Source organism: Pseudoalteromonas sp. MM1 (assembly GCF_030296835.1).
Taxonomy (GTDB): Bacteria; Pseudomonadota; Gammaproteobacteria; order Enterobacterales; family Alteromonadaceae; genus Pseudoalteromonas.
Map to the genome: position 1 here is coordinate 3,523,930 of NZ_AP027922.1, position 20,360 is coordinate 3,544,289.

At 41.1% G+C, this 20,360-nt stretch carries 19 protein-coding genes; 12 read left to right on the forward strand and 7 right to left on the reverse strand.

What is annotated here, in order from left to right:
- Nucleotides 1–56 precede the first annotated feature (56 nt).
- Nucleotides 57–713 carry a response regulator transcription factor gene (locus tag QUE46_RS16010; RefSeq protein WP_004587492.1) on the forward strand — a complete coding sequence of 219 codons (657 nt, stop codon included), beginning with the start codon at nucleotides 57–59 and terminating at the stop codon, nucleotides 711–713.
- 116 nt (nucleotides 714–829) lie between these two features.
- Complete coding sequence (locus QUE46_RS16015; RefSeq protein WP_286245582.1) at nucleotides 830–2,986, forward strand: ATP-binding protein; 2,157 nt, start codon at nucleotides 830–832, stop codon at nucleotides 2,984–2,986.
- 25 nt (nucleotides 2,987–3,011) lie between these two features.
- Here the strand turns inward: QUE46_RS16015 and QUE46_RS16020 are convergent, their stop codons facing one another.
- The 4 genes from QUE46_RS16020 to QUE46_RS16035 form a co-directional block, all read right to left on the reverse strand.
- On the reverse strand, nucleotides 3,012–3,848 hold the full coding sequence (locus QUE46_RS16020; RefSeq protein WP_286245583.1) for a hypothetical protein: 837 nt from the start codon (nucleotides 3,846–3,848) through the stop codon (nucleotides 3,012–3,014).
- Nucleotides 3,849–3,898: 50 nt separating this feature from the next.
- Nucleotides 3,899–5,320 (reverse strand): mannose-1-phosphate guanylyltransferase/mannose-6-phosphate isomerase, encoded by a 1,422-nt coding sequence (locus QUE46_RS16025; protein ID WP_286245584.1) that lies wholly within the window; start codon nucleotides 5,318–5,320, stop codon nucleotides 3,899–3,901.
- A gap of 68 nt (nucleotides 5,321–5,388) precedes the next feature.
- Nucleotides 5,389–6,162 carry an amidohydrolase gene (locus tag QUE46_RS16030; protein WP_286245585.1) on the reverse strand — a complete coding sequence of 258 codons (774 nt, stop codon included), beginning with the start codon at nucleotides 6,160–6,162 and terminating at the stop codon, nucleotides 5,389–5,391.
- Nucleotides 6,150–7,292 carry a methionine aminotransferase gene (locus QUE46_RS16035; protein WP_286245586.1) on the reverse strand — a complete coding sequence of 381 codons (1,143 nt, stop codon included), beginning with the start codon at nucleotides 7,290–7,292 and terminating at the stop codon, nucleotides 6,150–6,152. The genes QUE46_RS16030 and QUE46_RS16035 overlap by 13 nt, the downstream gene beginning before the upstream one ends.
- A 212-nt stretch (nucleotides 7,293–7,504) precedes the next feature.
- On the opposite strand from QUE46_RS16035, the gene QUE46_RS16040 reads away from it, so the two are divergent.
- The 3 genes from QUE46_RS16040 to QUE46_RS16050 are packed head-to-tail and all read left to right on the forward strand — an operon-like array spanning nucleotide 7,505 to nucleotide 9,350.
- Nucleotides 7,505–8,128: a methylthioribulose 1-phosphate dehydratase gene (locus tag QUE46_RS16040; protein ID WP_286245587.1), complete on the forward strand. Its 624-nt coding sequence runs from the start codon at nucleotides 7,505–7,507 to the stop codon at nucleotides 8,126–8,128.
- On the forward strand, nucleotides 8,128–8,811 hold the full coding sequence (mtnC, locus tag QUE46_RS16045; protein WP_286245588.1) for an acireductone synthase: 684 nt from the start codon (nucleotides 8,128–8,130) through the stop codon (nucleotides 8,809–8,811). The genes QUE46_RS16040 and mtnC overlap by 1 nt, the downstream gene beginning before the upstream one ends.
- Nucleotides 8,808–9,350: an acireductone dioxygenase gene (locus tag QUE46_RS16050; protein ID WP_286245589.1), complete on the forward strand. Its 543-nt coding sequence runs from the start codon at nucleotides 8,808–8,810 to the stop codon at nucleotides 9,348–9,350. Before mtnC ends, QUE46_RS16050 begins: the two co-directional genes overlap by 4 nt.
- A gap of 49 nt (nucleotides 9,351–9,399) precedes the next feature.
- Here QUE46_RS16050 and mtnA read toward each other — a convergent pair whose 3' ends face one another.
- Complete coding sequence (mtnA, locus tag QUE46_RS16055; RefSeq protein ID WP_286245590.1) at nucleotides 9,400–10,425, reverse strand: S-methyl-5-thioribose-1-phosphate isomerase; 1,026 nt, start codon at nucleotides 10,423–10,425, stop codon at nucleotides 9,400–9,402.
- A 128-nt stretch (nucleotides 10,426–10,553) separates the two neighbouring features.
- Between mtnA and mtnK the strand changes: the two genes are divergently transcribed.
- Complete coding sequence (gene mtnK, locus QUE46_RS16060; RefSeq protein ID WP_286245591.1) at nucleotides 10,554–11,771, forward strand: S-methyl-5-thioribose kinase; 1,218 nt, start codon at nucleotides 10,554–10,556, stop codon at nucleotides 11,769–11,771.
- Nucleotides 11,772–11,797: 26 nt separating this feature from the next.
- Here mtnK and QUE46_RS16065 read toward each other — a convergent pair whose 3' ends face one another.
- Both QUE46_RS16065 and QUE46_RS16070 read right to left on the reverse strand, forming a co-directional pair.
- Nucleotides 11,798–13,279: an FMN-binding glutamate synthase family protein gene (locus tag QUE46_RS16065; protein WP_286245592.1), complete on the reverse strand. Its 1,482-nt coding sequence runs from the start codon at nucleotides 13,277–13,279 to the stop codon at nucleotides 11,798–11,800.
- Nucleotides 13,280–13,375: 96 nt separating this feature from the next.
- Nucleotides 13,376–15,154, reverse strand: a complete 1,779-nt coding sequence (locus QUE46_RS16070; protein WP_286245593.1) for a DUF885 family protein — start codon at nucleotides 15,152–15,154, stop codon at nucleotides 13,376–13,378.
- Nucleotides 15,155–15,509: 355 nt separating this feature from the next.
- Between QUE46_RS16070 and QUE46_RS16075 the strand changes: the two genes are divergently transcribed.
- The 6 genes from QUE46_RS16075 to tatB all read left to right on the forward strand — a co-directional run bounded on the left by QUE46_RS16075 (nucleotide 15,510) and on the right by tatB (nucleotide 20,325).
- On the forward strand, nucleotides 15,510–16,496 hold the full coding sequence (locus tag QUE46_RS16075) for a diguanylate cyclase domain-containing protein (RefSeq protein WP_286247802.1): 987 nt from the start codon (nucleotides 15,510–15,512) through the stop codon (nucleotides 16,494–16,496).
- A 95-nt stretch (nucleotides 16,497–16,591) separates the two neighbouring features.
- Complete coding sequence (gene ubiE, locus QUE46_RS16080) at nucleotides 16,592–17,347, forward strand: bifunctional demethylmenaquinone methyltransferase/2-methoxy-6-polyprenyl-1,4-benzoquinol methylase UbiE (RefSeq protein WP_286245594.1); 756 nt, start codon at nucleotides 16,592–16,594, stop codon at nucleotides 17,345–17,347.
- A gap of 11 nt (nucleotides 17,348–17,358) precedes the next feature.
- Entirely contained in the window at nucleotides 17,359–18,042 is a 684-nt protein-coding gene (locus tag QUE46_RS16085) for an SCP2 domain-containing protein (RefSeq protein WP_286245595.1), read from the forward strand.
- A gap of 9 nt (nucleotides 18,043–18,051) precedes the next feature.
- Nucleotides 18,052–19,656, forward strand: a complete 1,605-nt coding sequence (gene ubiB / locus QUE46_RS16090; RefSeq protein ID WP_286245596.1) for a ubiquinone biosynthesis regulatory protein kinase UbiB — start codon at nucleotides 18,052–18,054, stop codon at nucleotides 19,654–19,656.
- 79 nt (nucleotides 19,657–19,735) lie between these two features.
- Nucleotides 19,736–19,990 (forward strand): Sec-independent protein translocase subunit TatA, encoded by a 255-nt coding sequence (gene tatA, locus QUE46_RS16095; RefSeq protein WP_286245597.1) that lies wholly within the window; start codon nucleotides 19,736–19,738, stop codon nucleotides 19,988–19,990.
- A gap of 5 nt (nucleotides 19,991–19,995) precedes the next feature.
- Nucleotides 19,996–20,325, forward strand: coding sequence for a Sec-independent protein translocase protein TatB (gene tatB, locus QUE46_RS16100; protein ID WP_286245598.1), 330 nt, complete (start codon nucleotides 19,996–19,998; stop codon nucleotides 20,323–20,325).
- Nucleotides 20,326–20,360: the final 35 nt, after the last annotated feature.

Sequence of the window (20,360 nt, forward strand, 5' to 3'; positions counted from 1 at the left end):
GGTGTGGAAGTCGTGATAAACTTAACTAGTCAGCTTTATAAAAAGAGTATAAAAACATGAGCAGTTCAGCCTTTTTGTTATTAGATCAAGAGCCAATTAACACCATTGGCATTAACGTTTTAGAACCTTTGTTAAAAACGCAAGGCCTTGACGTAACCACGGGTACAAATATTTTAGATGTACCAGAAGGGACTCGATTACTGTTTATTGAAACATCAAGTAACGATGCATGGGGTAAACTAAAAGAGCAGCTAGTTAACCTGCGCACCAAGTGCGATATCGTATTATTTAACCTAGACGAAAACCCCGAGCTTGCTAACCGCGCGCTTTTGAGCGGTATTCGTGGTGTGTTTTATACGACAGATAACGCTGATGTATTAATGAAAGGTATTCGCTTACTTTTAGAAGATCAGCTTTGGTACAGACGTGACATTATGTGTAATGCGCTAAATCGTATGCTGCAGTTTAATAAAGACGCACTCCACAAGCTGACCGAAGGCGACATAGAGCCAATTAAACTTACTAAACGAGAAAAAGCAATAATCTCGTTAATGAGTAAGGGCTCTAAAAACAAAGAAATTGCTGAAGATTTAAGCATTAGCCCGCATACAGTTAAAACGCATTTATACAGCGCATTTAGAAAAACTAAATGTCGTAACCGTATTGAACTACTATCTTGGGCTCAACAAAACATTCCAGACGAAATTCGTTAATCAATTTCGTAATTTAAAAACAGGCACTTATGGTGCCTGTTTTTGTTTATGCCGCATGCTTGTTAAATTAATCGCTTTTTATTACTCTATTTAAAGTACCCATTGCTGGAACCCCTATGCTCGACTCTTTTACCCTTTTTTTTGCCAGCATTGCCGTTATTATAGTAATGACCCTTCTTAACTTTTTAACTTGGCGTACCAACAAAAACACCCCAGGTACTCTGCTTTATATTTTTTACCCAGTTTTATTACTAGGCGCAGTCATTGGCTTTACGCTGATTGGCAAAACGCACAACCTTATTGTGATTAGTGTTGCCAGCAGTATGATGTTTGGCGCATCAATTGTGCACAGCTTAGCCATATGCCAATTTTTAGATTATCGGGGTATTGGGTTTAAGCTACTGTGCTCCTTTACCGCGTTTAGCGCCGTAATGCTTGGGTATTATTCGTTTTTTGACCCTTCTTTACGGGAGCGAATTTACGTCTCGGATGCACAGCACATTGCTGAAGCCGCGTTCTTGCTGTTTTTATTTATTAAATATGCCCGAAAGCCTTACCCAAATGGCACCATTGTTTATATTTTAATATTAACTTTAGTTGCCCTGAGCTTTATTAGCCGCTCACTATTTATGGTTAATATTGAACAGCCCCTACTATTGCAAAGCCCATGGTTTAGCAGCTTACTATTTTTAAATGGCGTGATTGCCCCTATGTTCTATGCCGCAGGTATGGCGCTAATGTGTAATGAACGCAGAGAAAAAAACCTTAACAAGCTGGCCGACAAAGCCCAAAAAGATTTAGAAATTAGAGGCCTATTTTTATCAACTATTAGCCATGAAATACGCACGCCCCTTAATGGCATATTAGGCAGCGCCCAATTGGTTATGAACCAAAGCACCGACACCCGCAATAAAGCCTATTGTGAAGCCATTATTAATTCGGCCGAGTCATTAAATTTACTGGTTGATAAAGTGCTCGACTACGCAAGTCTCGATCAAAGTGATGAAGCGCTTTACGAAGAAGATATTGAATTTAAAACTTGGTTAAACAATCTGTGTTTATTACTCAGCCCATTAGCGGAGCAAAAACAACTTAAGTTTGAATTGGTATGCAATATCCCTGAACAAGCCTGTTACTACTGCGATCAACAAAAATTAAGGCAAATTATTATTAACCTTGTTGGTAACGCCATTAAATTTACCGACCACGGTATAGTAAAAATTCAGGTTGATTTGATAAGCGACAAACACCTTGAACACACCATAAAAATTAGCGTTAAAGACTCAGGTCCTGGTATAGAAAAAGACGAAATTGCCTACCTAACCGAGCCTTATGTACAAAGTAGCGCCGGTAAAGAAAAAGGCGGCACCGGTCTTGGACTTGCAATAACCAGCCGCTTATTAGAAAAGCTAGGCAGCCGATTAGAAATAACCAGTCAATTAGGCACTGGTAGCGTATTTAGCTTTACCACCACCTTTACTTTAGGGGAGCTTAGCCTAGTTGAGCAGCGTCATCAAAATAAAGACTACTTAACCGGCCTAGAAGTGCTGCTAGTTGAAGATTTAGATTTAAATCAAAAAATTGCTATTGAGTTTATGGCCGAAGATGAGCATAAAATAAAGCTCGCCAAAGATGGTAAAAGCGCTATCGAACTGATGCAAGCGCATCACTTTGACGTTATTTTACTCGATATGAACCTACCAGACTTTACCGGCCAAGAGGTATTAAAACGTTTGCAGCGGCTGGATCATAAAAATCAGCGCACGCCCGTACTCGCCTTTACAGCAAGCCTAAGTCCTGATGAAGTCAAAGAATACTTAGCTCTAGGAATAAAAGACATAGTCGGCAAACCAATTAAGCAGCAAAAGCTTCGCCAAGCACTAAGTGATTCACAATCCAATCAAACTGCAAATATAGCTGTAGAGTTAATAGACACCTTATACGACGAAACCGCAGCAGAAACGCTAACTAGCTCATTTAGTGAGGATGAAGTGTCGTCGATTTACAATGAATTTGTACTCTCGGCACGTACAAAGCTAACCCGCTGCCAAGAACTTATTGATCAACAACCAGAGCAGTGCATCAAATTATTGCATCGCCAAGCAAGCACCGCACTGCAATTAGGCTTTAACCGTTACGGTATTGAGCTTAAAAAAATAGAGCGCCGCCTACTTGATAACAAACCCCACAACAACCTGCTAGATGAGGCGTTAGAGCTTTGGCAACGTAGCTTAGAGCAATACTTAAAGTTTGTGCGTGAGCAGTTAGAGTGAACTCTAGTCAAAAAAAAACCAGCTACTACCTTTGTTTTTCTTTGATTACTGAGAGTAACGGGGCTGATACGCGGAAATCTAGCCTTGAAAGCAAGCCATACATCAAATCATTCGTTCCTTCATGATCGAAATAATATTGCTCGAATAAATATAAGTTCGTAAAGCTATTTATTAACTCCTCAGCCGCGCTCATATTATTAAATATATTTTTTGTATACATATACTCTCTTAATACTTTAGGCTGTGACTTTGTTGAATCATCAAAACGAGCATCAAAGAATGAATAGCTATCATGCTTTTTATCTAAGTTTAAGTTATCGAAAAGTAGGTCTATAGTAAGACTACTAAGTGCTCTTGATAAATGATTATAATGCATATCCTGCCAACGCATCCGTACCATTGCCTTATGTAAATCATCGGTTAGTTCATCATATAATGTTTTGAAGTCACAACCGAAGTTGGACATTATACTTATAAATTCATTCACCTCTCGATCGGTAAATTTTGCATTTGAAGCCAACTTATCCGACTCATGAGACATTCTATCTATCAGTAGTTTTGCCTCATTAGCAATAATGATTTGCCTCTCCTTTTCACCATTTTTTCGATATTGATAAACAGCAAAGAAGAATGCAAAAGCAGTCGCAATTTGAGCTATTGTATTAAACACATCAGTTATTTTAATTTTTTCGACTGTTAAACTTTGAATTGCTAATAATCCACAAGTTGTATAGGTAAGTGATAACAGCACTATGCATAAAACTATAACAGCCTGTAAAAAGTAAGATATTTTCTTCTTATACTTTTTTTCATATAGCATTTTTATTACTCTCCGTTTTTTAAACATAGAAATATCGGGCATAACCAATGCCATTAGAGAAAAATCACTTAGTTTTAATTGGTAATTTAAGACTACTTCCCTCTTCCATATTTATCATCAAATCGCTCTATATCGCTTTCATCAAGTACAGTACCGGTTTGCACTTCAATGACAATTAACGGCTCTTTTTGATTGTTCGCTAAGCTGTGTATTTGTTTTGCTGCAATGTAGCAAGATTGGTCGTGGCTAAGTGTTAATGCTTGCTTATCAATACGTACATCGGCAATCCCCGATACCACCACCCAATGCTCTGCACGATGCTGATGGCGCTGCGTCGAAAGTTTAGCCCCGCTGTTTACAGTTATTTTTTTAACTTTAAACCCTGCCCCTGTTACTAAAGTGCGGTAGTTACCCCATGGACGATACACAACCTGGTGGTGATTGAGTTTATCGCTTTGACTCTGTGCTAATTGTTTAAGTAAAAAAGGTAAACCGTCGAGCTTGTTTTTATTGGCTACAAGGGTAGCGTCGTGGGTGTGAATAATAGCTAAGTCGCTGACCCCAATGGTAGCAACGCTGTGATCGTCTTCGCTTATAACAAAATTATTAGAGCTATTTTGCGCGATATGGCTTTGGTTTTCGTTATTACCGTGCGTATCTTTTTTAATAAGGCTTGCCAAAGCACTAAAGCTGCCTACATCACTCCAATTAAGCGCAACAGGCAGCACTGCTACATTATTGCTGCGCTCTAAAATAGCGTAATCAATAGAGTCGCTTGGGCAGCTTTTAAGTGGCTCAATGTTTGGCCTTGTAAAGCCTAAGTCGTGTGAAAACTGAGATGCCGCTTTTACACTGTGCGCTATTTTTGGCGCAAAACGTTCAAGCTCATTTAAGTAAACACGTGGCGTAAATAAAAACATGCCGCTATTCCAACTATAACCGCCTTCAGCTAGGTATTTTTGTGCCGTAACTAGGTTTGGTTTTTCTTTAAATTCAGCGACTTCAAAACAGTCTGAACCTGAGATTTTACTGCCTTGCTTTATATAACCAAACCCAGTGTGGGGCTGTATTGGTGTAATTGAAAATGTAACTAGCATACCTTGCTCAGCTAACTTAACCGCATCATTTAATTTAAGTGTGAGCTCAGTAAAGTTTTCAATATGATGATCAGCTGGCATCACTAACATTGGCCCTTCAATACCTTGCTGTAGTGCATAATGCGCAGCTAACGCAATGGCAGGCGCCGTATTTTTACCCTGTGGCTCTAGTAAAAGCGCTTGCGGGTTAGCCGTTATGCTTTGTTCGGCGGCAATAAAACGGTGTTGTTCGTTGCAAACAAGTATTGGCTTCGCAAATTGAACACCTGATATACGCGCTAAAGTGTTTTGTAATAGTGAGTGTTTGTTATCAAGCAAGGGTAAAAATTGCTTAGGCATAGCTTGGCGAGAAAGCGGCCATAACCGTGTACCAATGCCACCGGCTAAAATTACCGGTGTAATAAGAGTTGTATTCATAAAGCCGCCAATAAATATACTAGCGGCTATTTTAGCATTTTATTGGCTAGGTGCTAATGCTTAGCGATTTATACCAAGGTAAAAGCGTCAGCATCTAAATAAGCGGGGAATGCGGCTTTAAAATCCTCTAACGGTGCTTTTTCAAGTGTTACGGTAAGTAACTCTTGCGTATTGTCTTTTGCTTTGGCGATTGTATCGCCTTTAAAGTCGTATGCGGCCGTGCCACCACTGTGCGCAACACCATTGCCATCATCGCCAACACGGTTAACAGCGACTACATAACATAGGTTTTCCATGGCGCGTGCCATTAATAGCGTATCCCAAATATGGCGACGAACCGCAGGCCAGTTGGCTACGTTTATCATTACATCGTAGTCGTTATTATTACGCTGAAAAACAGGAAAACGTAGGTCGTAACACACCTGTGGCAGTAGCTTAAAGCCATTGATTTCAAATGTTTTACGCGCTTGCCCTGCAACAACATAGTCGCCCTCACTCCCTAAGCGAAATAAATGACGTTTATCGTAATAATTTACCTCACCATTGGGTTTTACCCAATAAAAGCGATTTGCTTTTTTATCGCCTTGCGCAACTAATACTGACCCTGCAATAACTGCGTTATGCTTATGTGCTTGCGCTTTTAGCCAAGTAACTACTTTGCCGTTTTCAGGCTCTGCACAATCAAGATTAATTGCAAAACCAGTAGCAAAGGTTTCAGGTAGTAAAATTAAATCAGGGTTAGCGGTTATCTCTGCTAATTTTTTATCAAACATGGCTAAATTGGCGTCTTTATCAAGCCAATGCAGCGCACTTTGAACAAGTGTAAGCGTTAAAGTTGACATAATATTTGCGCGGCCTCTATTAAAGTTTCATCGTTTTTAGCAAAACACAGTCGAATCACTTTATCATTTGAAGGTTGCTTATAAAACACACTTAAAGGAATAGCAGCAACCCCAGCTTGCTCTACTAACCAGTGGCAAAAATCTACATCATTAAGATCAGACACCTTACTGTAATCGAGCAATAAAAAGTACGTACCTTGGCTTGGTAAAATAGTAAAACGGCTGTCACTTAAGTGCTGTGCCAGTAAGTCGCGCTTTTGCTGATAAAAATTGCTTAGCGCATCTACATGCTCGCCTTGTTGTTCAAGCATGTCGGCCAATGCGTATTGTGCAGGTGTAAAACTTGAAAAAGTAACATACTGGTGTATTTTTCTAAACTCAGTAGCAAGCGGCGCAGGCGCAATACAGTACCCCATTTTCCAGCCGGTACTATGAAACGTTTTGCCAAAACTTGATATAACAAAGCTTTTTTCACGTAGCTGCTCATCACAAAGCATGCTTAAGTGCTTATCGCCATCAAAGGTAATGTGTTCGTAAACTTCATCACTTATTACATATAAATCGTGGTCGCTTACTAACGATTTGAGTGCGTTTATATCATGGTGTTTAAGTATTTTACCGCTTGGATTGTGTGGTGTATTAATAATTATAGCGCGCGTGTTTTTGCTCACTGCGCTGCGAACAGTTTGCCAATCAATAGCATAATCGGGTGCATGTAATGCAATATGAACTGTTTTACCGCCAGCAAGCTCAATGGCAGGCTGGTAAGAGTCATAAGCGGGGTCAAACACAATGACTTCATCATCGGGGCGTACTATAGTTTGAATAGCTACAAATAATGCTTCGGTGGCGCCCGATGTGACCGTAACTTGCTCAACTGCATCAATTTTTGCCGCGTATTTACGCGAAACTAAATTTGCTATTTGTTGCTGTAAACGGGGCACACCACTGGATGGCGAGTATTGATTAACCCCTTGCTGAACATAAAAATTCAGCTGGTTTTTCAATAATTCTGGCGCATCAAACTCAGGAAAACCCTGCGATAAATTTATTGCCGAATGCTGATTTGCCAAGCCACTCATTTGGCTAAATATACTAACACTTAAATTTGGTAATTTACTTTCAAACACGACAGGCCCTTAATGATGGTTTTGCGCTTAAAGCGATGCTATCATTGCTTAAAACAGAAGTATAGCCGTCTAAAATTAAATAGCTTTATATCAATTTGCTTAATTAACTGAGCTATTTTGAGGTAGCGAAAACGCAGCTCGCGTTTGGTTTAGCGCCTCAAACGCGTTAAGTATTATTACGCATTGGTATTACACTCATTGGTGAGGAATGTATGCACAACAATACCGCTATTTCGCAACTTATTGAAGCCGGAAAATGGATCAGTCAAAAAGGCTGGGTTCCCGCCACCGGCGGAAATTTTTCGGCGCGCACCGCAACAGGGTATGTGGTTACCGCTAGCGGCTTTGATAAAGGTCAGCTCGGTACACACACTTTTATTGAGCTTGATCATCAAGGAAATCGCACCAAAGGTGCTGGCAACCCATCGGCCGAAACGCAACTGCACTTAGGCATGTATAAGCTTATTCCGCATGCTAACGTGGTGCTGCATACTCATTCAGTAGCAGCCACTGTACTTTCGCGTGTAATTAAAAGCCATGCATTAAATTTAAGCGGTTATGAAATGCAAAAGTCACTCAGCGGGGTAACTTCGCATTTAGATACGCTCAGCATTCCTATTTTCGAAAACGATCAAGATATTGAGCGCTTAAGCTTGCTGCTTAGCGATCACCACTTACATACTCCCATTGAGCATGCAGTGTTAATTCGTGGGCATGGCGTTTATGTAGTAGGGAGTAATTACAAACAAGCACTTCGCCACTTAGAAGGGTTAGAGTTTTTATTTAGCTGTGAGCTAGAACGGTTAAAAATAGAAGGTATTGGGGCACAGCTATAATGATAAAAGCAATTTTAACTGATATTGAAGGCACCATAACACGTATCTCATTTGTAAAAGAGGTGCTGTTTCCCTATGCAGCCAAGCAACTAGCAACGTTTATGCGCTTAAACGAAAATAAAGCCCATGTCGCTGAGCAAATAGCGGCCCTAAAAGCCATTATTAATGAGCCAGATGCCGATATAGAAAGTGTCATTAGCGTGTTACTAAAGTGGATTGAAGAAGATAAAAAAATTACACCCTTGAAACAAATACAAGGGCTAATTTGGCAAACGGGCTACGAGCAGGCTGATTTTAAAGGCCACTTATACCCAGATGCGTTTGAATTTTTGCAAGCTCAGCACGCACAAGGCACCGCACTCTATGTGTATTCATCAGGCTCGGTAAGAGCGCAGCAGTTACTCTTTAAATACAGCGACTATGGCGATATTCGCGCCCTTTTTAGCGACTTTTTTGATACCAAAGTCGGCGCAAAGCAAGAGCAAGCAGCCTATAACACGATAGTTAACCAGCTCCCCTTTAGTGCAAACGAAATCTTGTTTTTAAGTGATGTCGCAAGCGAGCTTGATGCTGCTAAAGCCGCAGGGCTTAAAACTTTGCACCTAATACGTGATGGCCAAGCATTAAGCGAGCACCCTTACGTACATGACTTTAGCACAGTTAAATTGGAGCAATTTGTATGAGCCAATTAACAATTTATGCTAACAATAACTCAAGTAATGCGCTGATAAACACCTGTGATTTAAGCGAAATTACTCAGCAATTAGCAAAGGTAAATGTACGCTTTGAGCAATGGCAAGCAACTGCGCCCATTAATGAGCACACTAAAAATGAGCAAATTATTGCAGCGTATAAAAATGATATAGCGCGCTTAAAAGCGCAAAATGGCTACCAAACGGTGGATGTTATTTCACTTGCCAAAGGCAATCCTGCAGCGGCACAAATGCGAGAAAAGTTTTTGTTTGAGCACACTCATAGTGAAGACGAAGTCCGCTTTTTTGTAAAAGGCCAAGGGTTATTTTGCCTGCATATAGATGCCAAAATTTACCAAGTATTATGCCAGCAAGGTGACTTAATTTCGGTACCAGCCCTTACCCCACACTGGTTTGATATGGGGAGCGACCCAGAATTTACCGCCATTCGATTATTTAATAATACCGAGGGCTGGGTTGCAAAAAGCACCAAGTCTGAAATTGCGAAGCAGTTTCCTTTGCTCGCATAGCAAACGTAATACGCTCCACAAAGGGATAAGTGGAGCGCTGTTTAAAAAACTACTTAAGTGCTGTTAACGCACCACTCTCTACATCACTTTTATTGTAAACACCGGTGTCTAACACCCAAGCTGTTACTAGTTTTGCAGGTGTTACATCAAATGCCGGATTATACACATTGGCATTAGTCGGTGCCCACAGCGCCTCACCAAAACTGCCACTTACGCCGCGTACCTCTGCGCTATTTCGCTGCTCTATTGCTATATCACTACCGCAAGTTGTTTGTGTATCAAGTGTAGTTAAAGGTGCAACAACATAAAATGGAATATCATGAAAATGGGCCAATACAGCTAAGTTATAAGTCCCCACTTTATTAGCAAAGTCACCATTGGCAGCAATACGATCGGCGCCCACCACTATTTTATCTACCTTGCCTGCGGCCATTAAACTTGCTGCCATATTATCGCAAATAAGCGTGTACGGTACTTGCCAGCGCTCAAGTTCGAACGCGGTTAAACGTCCGCCTTGCAATAATGGCCGCGTTTCATCAACCCACACATGTATATTGCCATGTTGCTGCTGCGCTTTGTAAATAACGCCTAACGCTGTACCAATACCGGCAGTGGCTAATGCGCCAGTATTACAATGGGTTAAAATATTGTCGCCGCTGTGTATAAGCTCAGCACCGCGTGTTGCCATACGCTCACATAACTCAATGTCTTCAATAAAAAGACGCTCTGCGCTGCACACCACAGCTGCTACAAAATCATCGCTTTTAAGGGCCTCTCTTAATGTAGCCATGCAATGCATTAAATTAACAGCCGTTGGGCGTGTGGCTTCAAGCTCATTAATTGCATCACCAAGCGCCGCCTTTGTAGCACCTTGCTCAGCTAAGTGAGCAACCAGCAAACTCGCACCTAAGCCTATCAATGGGGCGCCACGAATTTTTAAACTGATGATCAGCTCCTTCATCGTCTCAACACTATGGCACTCGTGCCATACCTGCTGATGAGGAAGTAAATACTGGTCAAGCACACTTAATGTGCCGTTTTCATATTTTAAACTGCTTGCGATTAGGTTTTGCATGGTGAGGCTGCTTAAATAAAATGCGTAAGGGTATTTTACATCAGTTTGAATAACTCTCAAGTTAGACTTGTAGACATCTAAACATTTAAAGGTATAGAATGCCCAAAAAGGTTATTTGAGATCTCACTATGGCTAACTATGTCGCATTTAATGCGCAGCGCGCAATTGAATATGTAAATTCGTTAATTGATTCTGAGCAGTATGATTTTTTTAATGCTGACGCAAACCTAACTGCGTACGAATTTGGTGACGGTAACCTTAATTTAGTATTTAGAGTTAGCGATGAGCACCATAACAGCATTATTTTAAAGCAAGCGCTGCCTTATGCTCGTTGTGTAGGTGAGTCATGGCCGCTTACACTTGATAGAGCCCGAATTGAGGCACAAGTATTACTTAATCACGGTGCTATTTGCCCGCAAAACACTGCTAAGGTGCTGCACTATAATCAAGCTTACGCACTGACCATTTTAGAAGATTTAGGTTATTTAAAAATATTGCGTACCGCACAAAATAACGCGGAGCAATTTCCTAAGTTAGCCGAGCACGTAGCGACGTATTTAAGCCATACGGGTTTTTATAATTCAGATTTTTACCTAGCGGCCCAGCATAAAAAAGCGCTAGTACAGCAATTTACTAACCCTGAGCTTTGCCAAATAACCGAAGATTTATTTTTTAGCGATCCGTACATAAAACACGAGCGTAATAACTTTCCTATGCAGCTAGCCCCGCAGGTGAAAACTCTTCGCGATAACACGGCGCTTAAATTAGAAGTTGCGAAATTAAAAGCTAATTTTTTATCTAACCCACAAACATTGCTGCACGGCGATATGCACAGCGGCAGTATTTTTGTAGATACCAATACCACCAAAGTAATAGACCCTGAGTTTGGCTTTTTTGGTCCTATTGGCTTTGATATAGGCTCTTTTATCGGTAATTTACTGTTAAATTACTGCGCACAGGCTGGGCATATTGAAGAGTTTGTAGCACGGCGAAACTATCAAACCCATTTACTTAGCTGCATTGTTGAAAGCTATAATTTATTTGAGCAACAATGGCTAACTTTAATTGCCAATCACAGCACAGATCAAACACTCAATACTGGCGGCTACCCACAGTACTTTATGAAAAACGTATTACAAGACGCCATAGGCTATTGTGGCACAGAGCTAATTAGGCGCACGATAGGACTTGCCCATGTGGCAGATATTGACAGTATTGAAGATGAAAATACGCGCCTTGCAGTACAAAAACAAACGCTCAGCTTAGGTGAGCAACTTATTTTAAATGCCAAGAGCTGCGACAACAAAGATGCCTTTTTTAGTTTATTAATAAGCCAGCTAAATTAAAAAAGGCGCTAAAGCGCCTAATACTGTTAGTGGTAATTTTCGTAAATTTTATCGAGCGGCTCCGACAGCCCACTTTCTTGTACAATACGCACATGTTTACGCCTTAACTCCCGCGCACTCGTTACACCACATGAGTGTGCAATTAAGCCAGCGCCGTAATGAATATATTTATTATAATTGGCAACTCGCTGGGCTTTATCGGCAACATTTAAGCCGCGTTGCAGGCGCTCATTATGAGTAGTAATCCCCGTTGGGCAGGTATCTTTATTACACTGCATGGCTTGTATACAGCCTAACGCAAACATGTGACCGCGAGCAGAAACAACAAAATCTGCACCTAATGCAAGTGCCCATGCCACTTTAGAAGGCACAATTAACTTACCCGATACAATAACTTTAACACGCCCTGTTAAGCCGTGTTTTTCAAGCATATTCACAACCAGCGGTAAGCTTTCGCGCAGCGGTAAGCCTACCGAATCTAATAATGGTTGTGGCGCAGCACCGGTACCGCCATCGGCACTATCAATAGTGATAAAATCCGGTGCAGACTCAAGCCCGCGGTGGTTTATTTCTGCAAATAGCGTTTCTAGCCAAGTGTAATCACCAATAACTGCTTTAAAGCCGGTAGGTTTGCCTGTGGCGTTTCGCACAGTGGCAATCATATCTAATATATTACTTGGCTTTTTGATCTCTGGGTGTCCATTTGGGCTAATTGAATCTTTACCCTCAGGAATGCCCCTTATTTTAGCAATTTCAGCATTAACCTTTTTACCTGGCAACATGCCACCTTTACCCGGTTTGGCACCTTGGCTTAATTTAAGCTCAAACATTTTTACGTTTTTATGCGCCGCAATTTCTTTCAGTTTATCGATACTTAGATTTCCAAGCTCATCGCGCACTCCATATTTAGCGGTGCCAATTTGAAACACCAAATCTGCACCGCCTTCTAAGTGATAAGGGCTTAACCCGCCTTCACCGGTGTTCATCCAGCAGCCTGCCAGCTTTGCCCCTTTTGATAACGCTCTAACAGCCGGTTTTGAGAGCGCACCAAAGCTCATACCTGATATATTAAACAATGAGTTAGTTGTGTAGGGCGTTTTACAATAAGGACCTAAGGTGACATTACTTGGGTCCAGCGCCTCTTCATCTAAGGTAGGAAAAGCACAATTCATAAACATCACTGTACCTGTTACCTCTAAGCTTTGTGTTGAGCCAAATGCAGCTGTACGATCAACATCTTTTGCAGCACGATACACCCAACTACGCTCTGCTCGGTTAAACGGCATTTCTTCTCTATCGAGGGCAAAAAAGTACTGCCTAAAAAATTCCCCTTGGCGCTCAAAAAAGTATCTAAAACGGCCAATAACCGGGTAATTTCGTCTGATTGCATGCTTTGTTTGGGTAATATCACGAAAATAAAAAACAATAACGGTAAGTACAATAAACCCGAGTGCAACAATAAAAATACTCGCAAATACATCAATACTAAAAATAATAAAATCGCTCATCCAAGGCCCCTTGATGGCTGTTTTTAAAAATAAAAAAGGTGTTGAGTCAAAATGACACAACACCTTTCGTTGTTCAAGGTTTATACCCTTTGATAATTAGCTTTTTGTGTTTTCGAGCTCAGCTTTTATATACAAACGAACTTGCTCTTCAAGCACTGATAATGGCACTGAACCATGGCGTAATACTTGATGATGAAACTCACGTATATCAAAATGCGCTCCAAGCGCTTGCTCAGCCTCTGTGCGTAAACGCTTAATAGTCAGCTCGCCAATTTTGTAAGACAAAGCTTGCCCTGGCCACGAAATATAGCGGTCGGTTTCGGTTTTAACATTGTGTAATGAAAGCGCTGTGTTCTCGCTCATAAAGTTCATAGCGCGCTCTCGGCTCCAGCCGTACATGTGCATACCTGTATCAACGACTAAACGAGCTGCACGCCACATTTCATAGGTTAAACGGCCAAATCGGCTGTATGGGTCTTGGTAAAAGCCTGCTTCTATCCCTAAGTATTCAGAATAAAGTCCCCATCCTTCACCAAAAGCCGAAAGGTAAGCATCACGTCGATAGCTTGGTAAATTTTCAAGCTCTGCATTAAGCGATATTTGTAAATGATGCCCAGGTACGGCTTCGTGCAAGGTCAGCGCTTCTAATACATACAACGGACGCTTATCTAGCGCGTAGGTATTTACCCAATAATAACCCGCTTGATCGCTTCGGCTCGAGCCAACATAGCGACCTGTTGTATATTTAGGGGCTATATTTTCAGGCACGGGTGCTACGCCATAGGGCATACGTGGCAGAGTATGAAATAACTTAGGTAGCTGCGCGTCCATTTTTTTAGCTATGTATGCAGCTTCTTTTAATAGCTGCTCTGGAGTGGTGGCGTAAAATTGCGGATCGGTACGTAAAAAGTGAATAAAATCGGCAAACGTGCCTTCAAATCCTACTTCCTTAATTATTGCCTGCATTTCACTGCGGATACGCGCCACCTCAGATAACCCCAGTTGATGTATTTCATCAATGCTCATTTTTGTGGTGGTGTAATACTGCGCGCGGTTTTTATAAAACGCTTTGCCATTAGGGGTTTGCGAAACACCAATCGTAGTGCGTGCGCCTGGCTGATATTGCGTAGTAAAAAATGTTAAATATGCTTTGTAAGAGGCAATAACATCATTTTTTATAATGCGTTTAGCTTTTTGTTGTAACGCTTTAAAGTCGTTTTCACTTAGCCCTGCCGTGTTTGTTTTAAACGGGGAGTAAAAGTCTGACTGTGTTACATCATCCACTATGTATGCGCTTATTGAGTCTTCATACCCAGCTAATACTGCTTGTGGTTGAGTAAGCCCAGTTTCTAGCCCCTTTTTCATCCAGTGTATGTTTTGCTCAAAAAAGCGCGGTACTTGTTCAAGGCGGGCTAAATACGTTTCTAACTGTTGTGGTTGCTTGTACTGCGAGCTATTAATTATATAAGACAAGCTAGAATGGAACCCATACTCAGACGTGAGCGGTATGTAGTGCGCATTAAACACGTATTCATCAACGCTATTTTGTACCTGCGCACGAATAATACTGAGGTTTATACTGTTTTCACTTGAAAGCTGGTCGCTATCAATTGCATCTAAGCGACTCAACAATGCTGTTTTTTCTTCATATTGCTGTTTTAAAAATTCAGCCGACAAATTGGGCAACAAATAGCCATCAACCCCTTCAGGCTGTGCGTAAGGATTAACACGTTGGCGGTAATCAACAATACTTTGCGCCACTTGTTCAAATTGTGTGTTTGCGTTGGGGCTTGTTAATGTACAAGCGCTTAGCGTGCCAAAAAGTGATAACGCAAGCAGTGTGCGGCAAATTCGTGGGGGTAAGGAATAATTCATTTTAGTTTTACTTAACCATACAATAGATTTCACAAAACTATCGTAGGCTGAGTAAATAGCAAGATAAATGCGACTAAGCTCAATAACACACCGCTTAATTAGAGCCTGAAAAATAAGCTGAACCAACCTAGATCAAGTTAAATACGTACTCTTTGATGATAAAATCAGCTGTTAAGCAGCAAAAGTAAAAATTTAAGTTCACTAATACTGGTTTTTACTTTTAAATAGCCCCTTTAACGATTATTGTAGTAAAAAAATAATAAAGCTTGGATGCATTACCACCTCATTGAAGAGTTATTTTAATGTGTATTTAATGCGTACTTAGTTGGTAGTTAAAATGATGTTCCATGATTCCATGGCTGTAGCTCAAGAAAAAATGACAAATGTATGCTTGTTTTTAGAACGTCATACGCTGCCCCCCTCTCCGTTAAATTACCACGTTGCCTATACCTATATTAGTAAAGTAAATCCTCAGCTAAATAACGCCATAGATGAGGCCATTACTAATAAGGCGCATATTGATAGTATTTTGATTGAGCACCTCTACTTTGAGTTTTTAAACGAAGGACACACCACGCAAGTGGCGATGATTAATAACGTAAATGGGGTTATTGACTCACTGTCGCGCAATGCGCAATCAACCGAAAAACAAATTACTAGCTTTGCTGGCCAAGTAAGTGAGTGCATGCACTCGCTGGATGAGAGTAATATAGCGCAAAGCCGCCAAGCACTCGATACGCTAAATACGCAATCAGCTACGTTACTTGAGCAACACAAGCACTTTAAACACGAACTTCATAAAGCTAAAAAGTTACACGAAAAAACCCAAAAACAGTTAGCGCAATTACGTAAACAGCACATTATTGACTCACAAACGGGGCTGTATAAACGTCATTATTTAACGCAGCAAACTCAAGTATGGAGCAACCAAGACAAATCGATTTGCGCAATTGCCATTCAAATAGATAATTTAGATCATTTTGTCGATAATTACGGCGATATAATTGGCGAAGTTATTCTGAACAAAGTGGCTAAACAAGTAAAAAAATATGTATTTCAAAGTGGTTTACCTGGGCGTACAGCAAAGGACCAATTTACCGTATTACTGCCAGATATAGACCCCGAGACCGCCAATGTTATTGCTGAAAAAGTACGTAATGGCGTAGAAAAGCTTCGTTTTGTTAGCTCTAAAAGCGGCACTAAACTGCCTGGCATTAACTTATCTTTAGGCATAGCGCAGCAACTCAAAAATGATGACTTTAACCAATTAGCTAAAAAAGCCTCGCAAGCGGCATTTAAAGCACGCTCACTGGGGCAAAGTAGCTTTACAGCTGGCCACTAGGTTTTACGCTAAATTACCTGATAAATCATATTCAAATTGCACCTGCAGTATACAATCAAGTACACTAGTCTTTATTGCCACGATAGAGACTAACCATGAACGAAACAGAGCAAAAGACCACGCATTTTGGCTATAAAACCGTAGCCGAAAACGATAAAGCCTCAATGGTTGCAGACGTATTTCACTCGGTTGCAGCAAAGTACGATGTAATGAACGATTTAATGTCTTTTGGTGTACATCGATTATGGAAACGTCAAACTATAGCCAGTTCAGGTGTGCGCAAAGGCCACCACGTCCTTGATTTAGCAGGCGGCACTGGCGATTTAACAGCAAAATTTAGCCAGCTAGTAGGTGAAACAGGCCAAGTTGTTTTAGGCGATATTAACTCATCTATGTTAAAGGTCGGCCGCGAAAAACTGCACAATCTTGGGTTAGTCGGCAATATCGACTACGTGCAGATGAATGCCGAAATGCTGCCATTTCCAGATAACAGCTTTGATGTGATCACGATTGCCTTTGGCTTACGTAATGTAACCGATAAAGACAAAGCCCTGCGCTCTATGTACCGTATATTAAAGCCAGGTGGGCGTTTATTAGTATTAGAATTTTCGAAGCCCGAGCATGAAATTTTAAGTAAAGCGTACGACTTTTACTCGTTCAACCTATTGCCAACTATGGGTAAAGTAGTGGCGAACGATAGCGAGTCATACCAATACTTAGCTGAGTCGATTCGTATGCATCCAGACCAAGAAACTTTAAAAGCAATGATGGAAGAAGCAGGCTTTGAACAAACAACGTATCAAAACCTAACCGGTGGTATTGTTGCACTGCACCGTGGTTTTAAATATTAAGGCAGGCAGTTATGGCGTTTGAGCAAAAAAGCGAGCCTGTGGTGGCAGCAAAACCCGATTCGCAGTTTTTTATGTTACCTAATTTTGTACTTTCGCTTATAGAAAGAGTGCTTAATAAAGTACTGCAGCTCGACGCCACCTTAATAGATAAGCTCAGTGCCGTTAAGCACAAACCATTAAAGGTCGACATTCGTAATTGGCAGCAACAAATAGTATTAACCTTTGATGGTAAACTATTACACCTTTACAGCGCCAGCGATGAAGATAGCGCAGAGTGCATGATCAGTGCCGATATAGATACGCTTTTGGTACTTAAAGATCCAGCCATACTTACACAGCTCATTCGTCAAGATAAGCTAGACCTGCAAGGCGACTTAAACGTCGCTCAGGCATACAGCGCCGCATTTTCTGGGCTAGATATAGATTGGCCTGAGCAACTATCGCACTATATTGGCGATGCGCCCGCACAACAACTTTACATACAGCTAAATACTTTACGCAGTAAAGAGCATAAAGTACGTCAGCAAATTAGCACCACATTAACCAGCCTATGCCAAGATGAGCTCGCTGTAACTATTCACCCTTTAGAGCTTGAACAATTTAAACAACAAAACCGAGCATTAAAAGGGCAAGTGGCCGCTATTGAACAACGCATAAATGCATTACTCAACTCTTCTAACACTAGCAACCGCTAAGGATTTTTTGTGTCGACTGCTCGATTGTATTACATCACTAAAACATTACTTAGCTACGGATTAGATGAGTTAATACCAAAACAAAAAATACCGTGGTACGCTAAAATTGCACGTGGTAGCTTGTTTTGGTTACGTAACCAGCACAAAAATAAGCCAGCGGGCTTGCGCCTGCGCTTAGCCCTGCAAGAGCTTGGCCCTGTGTGGATTAAGTTTGGCCAAATGCTGTCTACCCGCCGAGACTTACTTCCTCACGACATTGCGTTAGAGCTTGCTTTTTTGCAAGACCAAGTTGAGCCTTTTGAAGGTGAACTTGCCCAAAAAATAATTGAAAAAGCGCTCGAAATTAGCGATATAAACCAGTTATTTAGTGAATTTTCGCAAACCCCACTGGCCTCTGCGTCTATTGCACAAGTACATACTGCAAAGCTAGTTGATGCCCATAACAACAGCCAAGATGTTGTTATAAAAGTGATTCGACCAAACATAAAAACACAAATTAATGCCGACTTAGCACTTATGGAAAAGCTCGCTAAAGTACTTGCCAATGTACACAGCGAAGCAAAAAGGTTACGCCCTGTAGAAGTGGTCAAAGAGTATAAAAAAACCTTGCTAGATGAGCTCGATTTAATGCGCGAAGGCGCAAATGGCATTCAACTTAAGCGTAATTTTGAAGGCTCTGATTCGTTATATATCCCGGCTGTTTATAGCGATTATAGCCGCAGTAACGTATTGGTTATGGAGCGTATTTACGGAATTCCGGTCTCAGATACTGAGTCGTTAATTGCGCAAAATACCAATATGAAATTACTCGCTGAGCGCGGTGTAGAAGTGTTTTTTACCCAAGTATTTAGAGACAGTTTTTTTCATGCCGATATGCACCCTGGCAATATATTTGTCTCTCGCGAGCACCCTGAAAACCCCATGTATATTGGTATCGACTGTGGCATTGTTGGCACGTTAAACAAAGAAGATAAGCGCTATCTCGCTGAAAACTTTATCGCCTTTTTTAATCGTGACTACCGCCAAGTGGCTCAGCTACATGTTGACTCGGGCTGGGTTCCGCCCGATACCAGCATAGAAGAGTTTGAATTTGCTATTCGTACCGTGTGCGAACCTATATTTAATAAGCCGCTGGCTGAGATATCGTTTGGCCATGTACTGGTTAATTTATTTAACACCGCACGCCGCTTTAACATGCAGGTACAGCCGCAGTTAGTATTATTACAAAAAACCCTATTATATGTTGAGGGCTTAGGGCGTCAGCTTTATCCTCAGCTTGATTTATGGAAAACCGCCAAGCCATTTTTAGAGGATTGGGTAAAACAACAAGTTGGACCGTTATCAGTAATGAAACAAATGTATGCTAACTTGCCATTTTGGGCTGAAAAAATGCCAGAACTACCTGATTTAATTTATCAAAATTTAAAGCGTAGTCCGCAAATGCAGTATTCTCAGCCAAGCAAAGTGTCACACAAAGCGCTCGTACTTAGCCTGTTAGGCAGTGCTACACTGATTGTCTCAGCACTGTGTTATTTGCAGCACGACCTTATAGCAGCAGGCATAACATTAGCAGCGTCTGCAATTAGCTTTATTGCAGCGTGGCGTAACACATAAACTAAGTGCTATTTGTGCCACAGGGCGTATAATTAGTACTTAAAATAAACATTTAAGCATTTATCATTTGGAGATAACCATGGGTTTAGGCGGCATTAGTATTTGGCAATTATTGATTGTTTTAGCGATTATCGTACTTCTTTTTGGTACCAAAAAGCTACGTGGCATGGGTGGTGATTTAGGCGGTGCAGTTAAAGGGTTTAAAAAAGCCATGTCTGATGATCAAACCAAAGAGACTGAAAACGAAAAAGCTGAACAAATCCAAGAGTCTCAAAAAGCAGCACCAACACAAACGCAAAGTACTGAAAAAACCAAAGACGATACTAAGGTTTAAACAATATGGGAATGTGGGAGCTTGTTGTTGTTTTTATTGTTGGCCTAGTCGTACTTGGCCCTGAGCGGTTACCGGTTGCCATTCGCACCGTAATGCGCTGGATAAAAACGGTTAAGTCGATGGCTAACTCAGTTAAAACAGAAGTGAGTGAAGAGCTGCGCATACATGAGCTTCACGAAAACCTAAAAAAAGCAGAGCAACAAGAGCTTAAAGATTTAAGCCCTGAGCTGCAACAATCGGTTGATGAACTGCAAAAAGCAGCGCAGTCGGTTACTCATAGCTATAAAAACACTTCAAGCACGTCATCTAACGAACAGCTCGATGAAAAAAAGTGAAATTAATTCCCCTATTTGTGGTCAACTCATTACGT

Coding starts and splice junctions, on each gene's coding strand:
- QUE46_RS16015 (WP_286245582.1), top strand. CDS start 830: ATGCTCGACTCTTTTACCCTTTTTTTTGCCAGCATTGCCGTTATTATA.
- QUE46_RS16075 (WP_286247802.1), top strand. CDS start 15,510: ATGGCTGTAGCTCAAGAAAAAATGACAAATGTATGCTTGTTTTTAGAA.
- QUE46_RS16025 (WP_286245584.1), bottom strand. CDS start 5,320: ATGAATACAACTCTTATTACACCGGTAATTTTAGCCGGTGGCATTGGT.
- tatA (WP_286245597.1), top strand. CDS start 19,736: ATGGGTTTAGGCGGCATTAGTATTTGGCAATTATTGATTGTTTTAGCG.
- QUE46_RS16040 (WP_286245587.1), top strand. CDS start 7,505: ATGCACAACAATACCGCTATTTCGCAACTTATTGAAGCCGGAAAATGG.
- mtnA (WP_286245590.1), bottom strand. CDS start 10,425: ATGCAAAACCTAATCGCAAGCAGTTTAAAATATGAAAACGGCACATTA.
- QUE46_RS16050 (WP_286245589.1), top strand. CDS start 8,808: ATGAGCCAATTAACAATTTATGCTAACAATAACTCAAGTAATGCGCTG.
- tatB (WP_286245598.1), top strand. CDS start 19,996: ATGGGAATGTGGGAGCTTGTTGTTGTTTTTATTGTTGGCCTAGTCGTA.
- QUE46_RS16020 (WP_286245583.1), bottom strand. CDS start 3,848: ATGCCCGATATTTCTATGTTTAAAAAACGGAGAGTAATAAAAATGCTA.
- QUE46_RS16010 (WP_004587492.1), top strand. CDS start 57: ATGAGCAGTTCAGCCTTTTTGTTATTAGATCAAGAGCCAATTAACACC.
- ubiE (WP_286245594.1), top strand. CDS start 16,592: ATGAACGAAACAGAGCAAAAGACCACGCATTTTGGCTATAAAACCGTA.
- QUE46_RS16030 (WP_286245585.1), bottom strand. CDS start 6,162: ATGTCAACTTTAACGCTTACACTTGTTCAAAGTGCGCTGCATTGGCTT.
- QUE46_RS16070 (WP_286245593.1), bottom strand. CDS start 15,154: ATGAATTATTCCTTACCCCCACGAATTTGCCGCACACTGCTTGCGTTA.
- mtnK (WP_286245591.1), top strand. CDS start 10,554: ATGGCTAACTATGTCGCATTTAATGCGCAGCGCGCAATTGAATATGTA.
- mtnC (WP_286245588.1), top strand. CDS start 8,128: ATGATAAAAGCAATTTTAACTGATATTGAAGGCACCATAACACGTATC.
- QUE46_RS16085 (WP_286245595.1), top strand. CDS start 17,359: ATGGCGTTTGAGCAAAAAAGCGAGCCTGTGGTGGCAGCAAAACCCGAT.
- QUE46_RS16065 (WP_286245592.1), bottom strand. CDS start 13,279: ATGAGCGATTTTATTATTTTTAGTATTGATGTATTTGCGAGTATTTTT.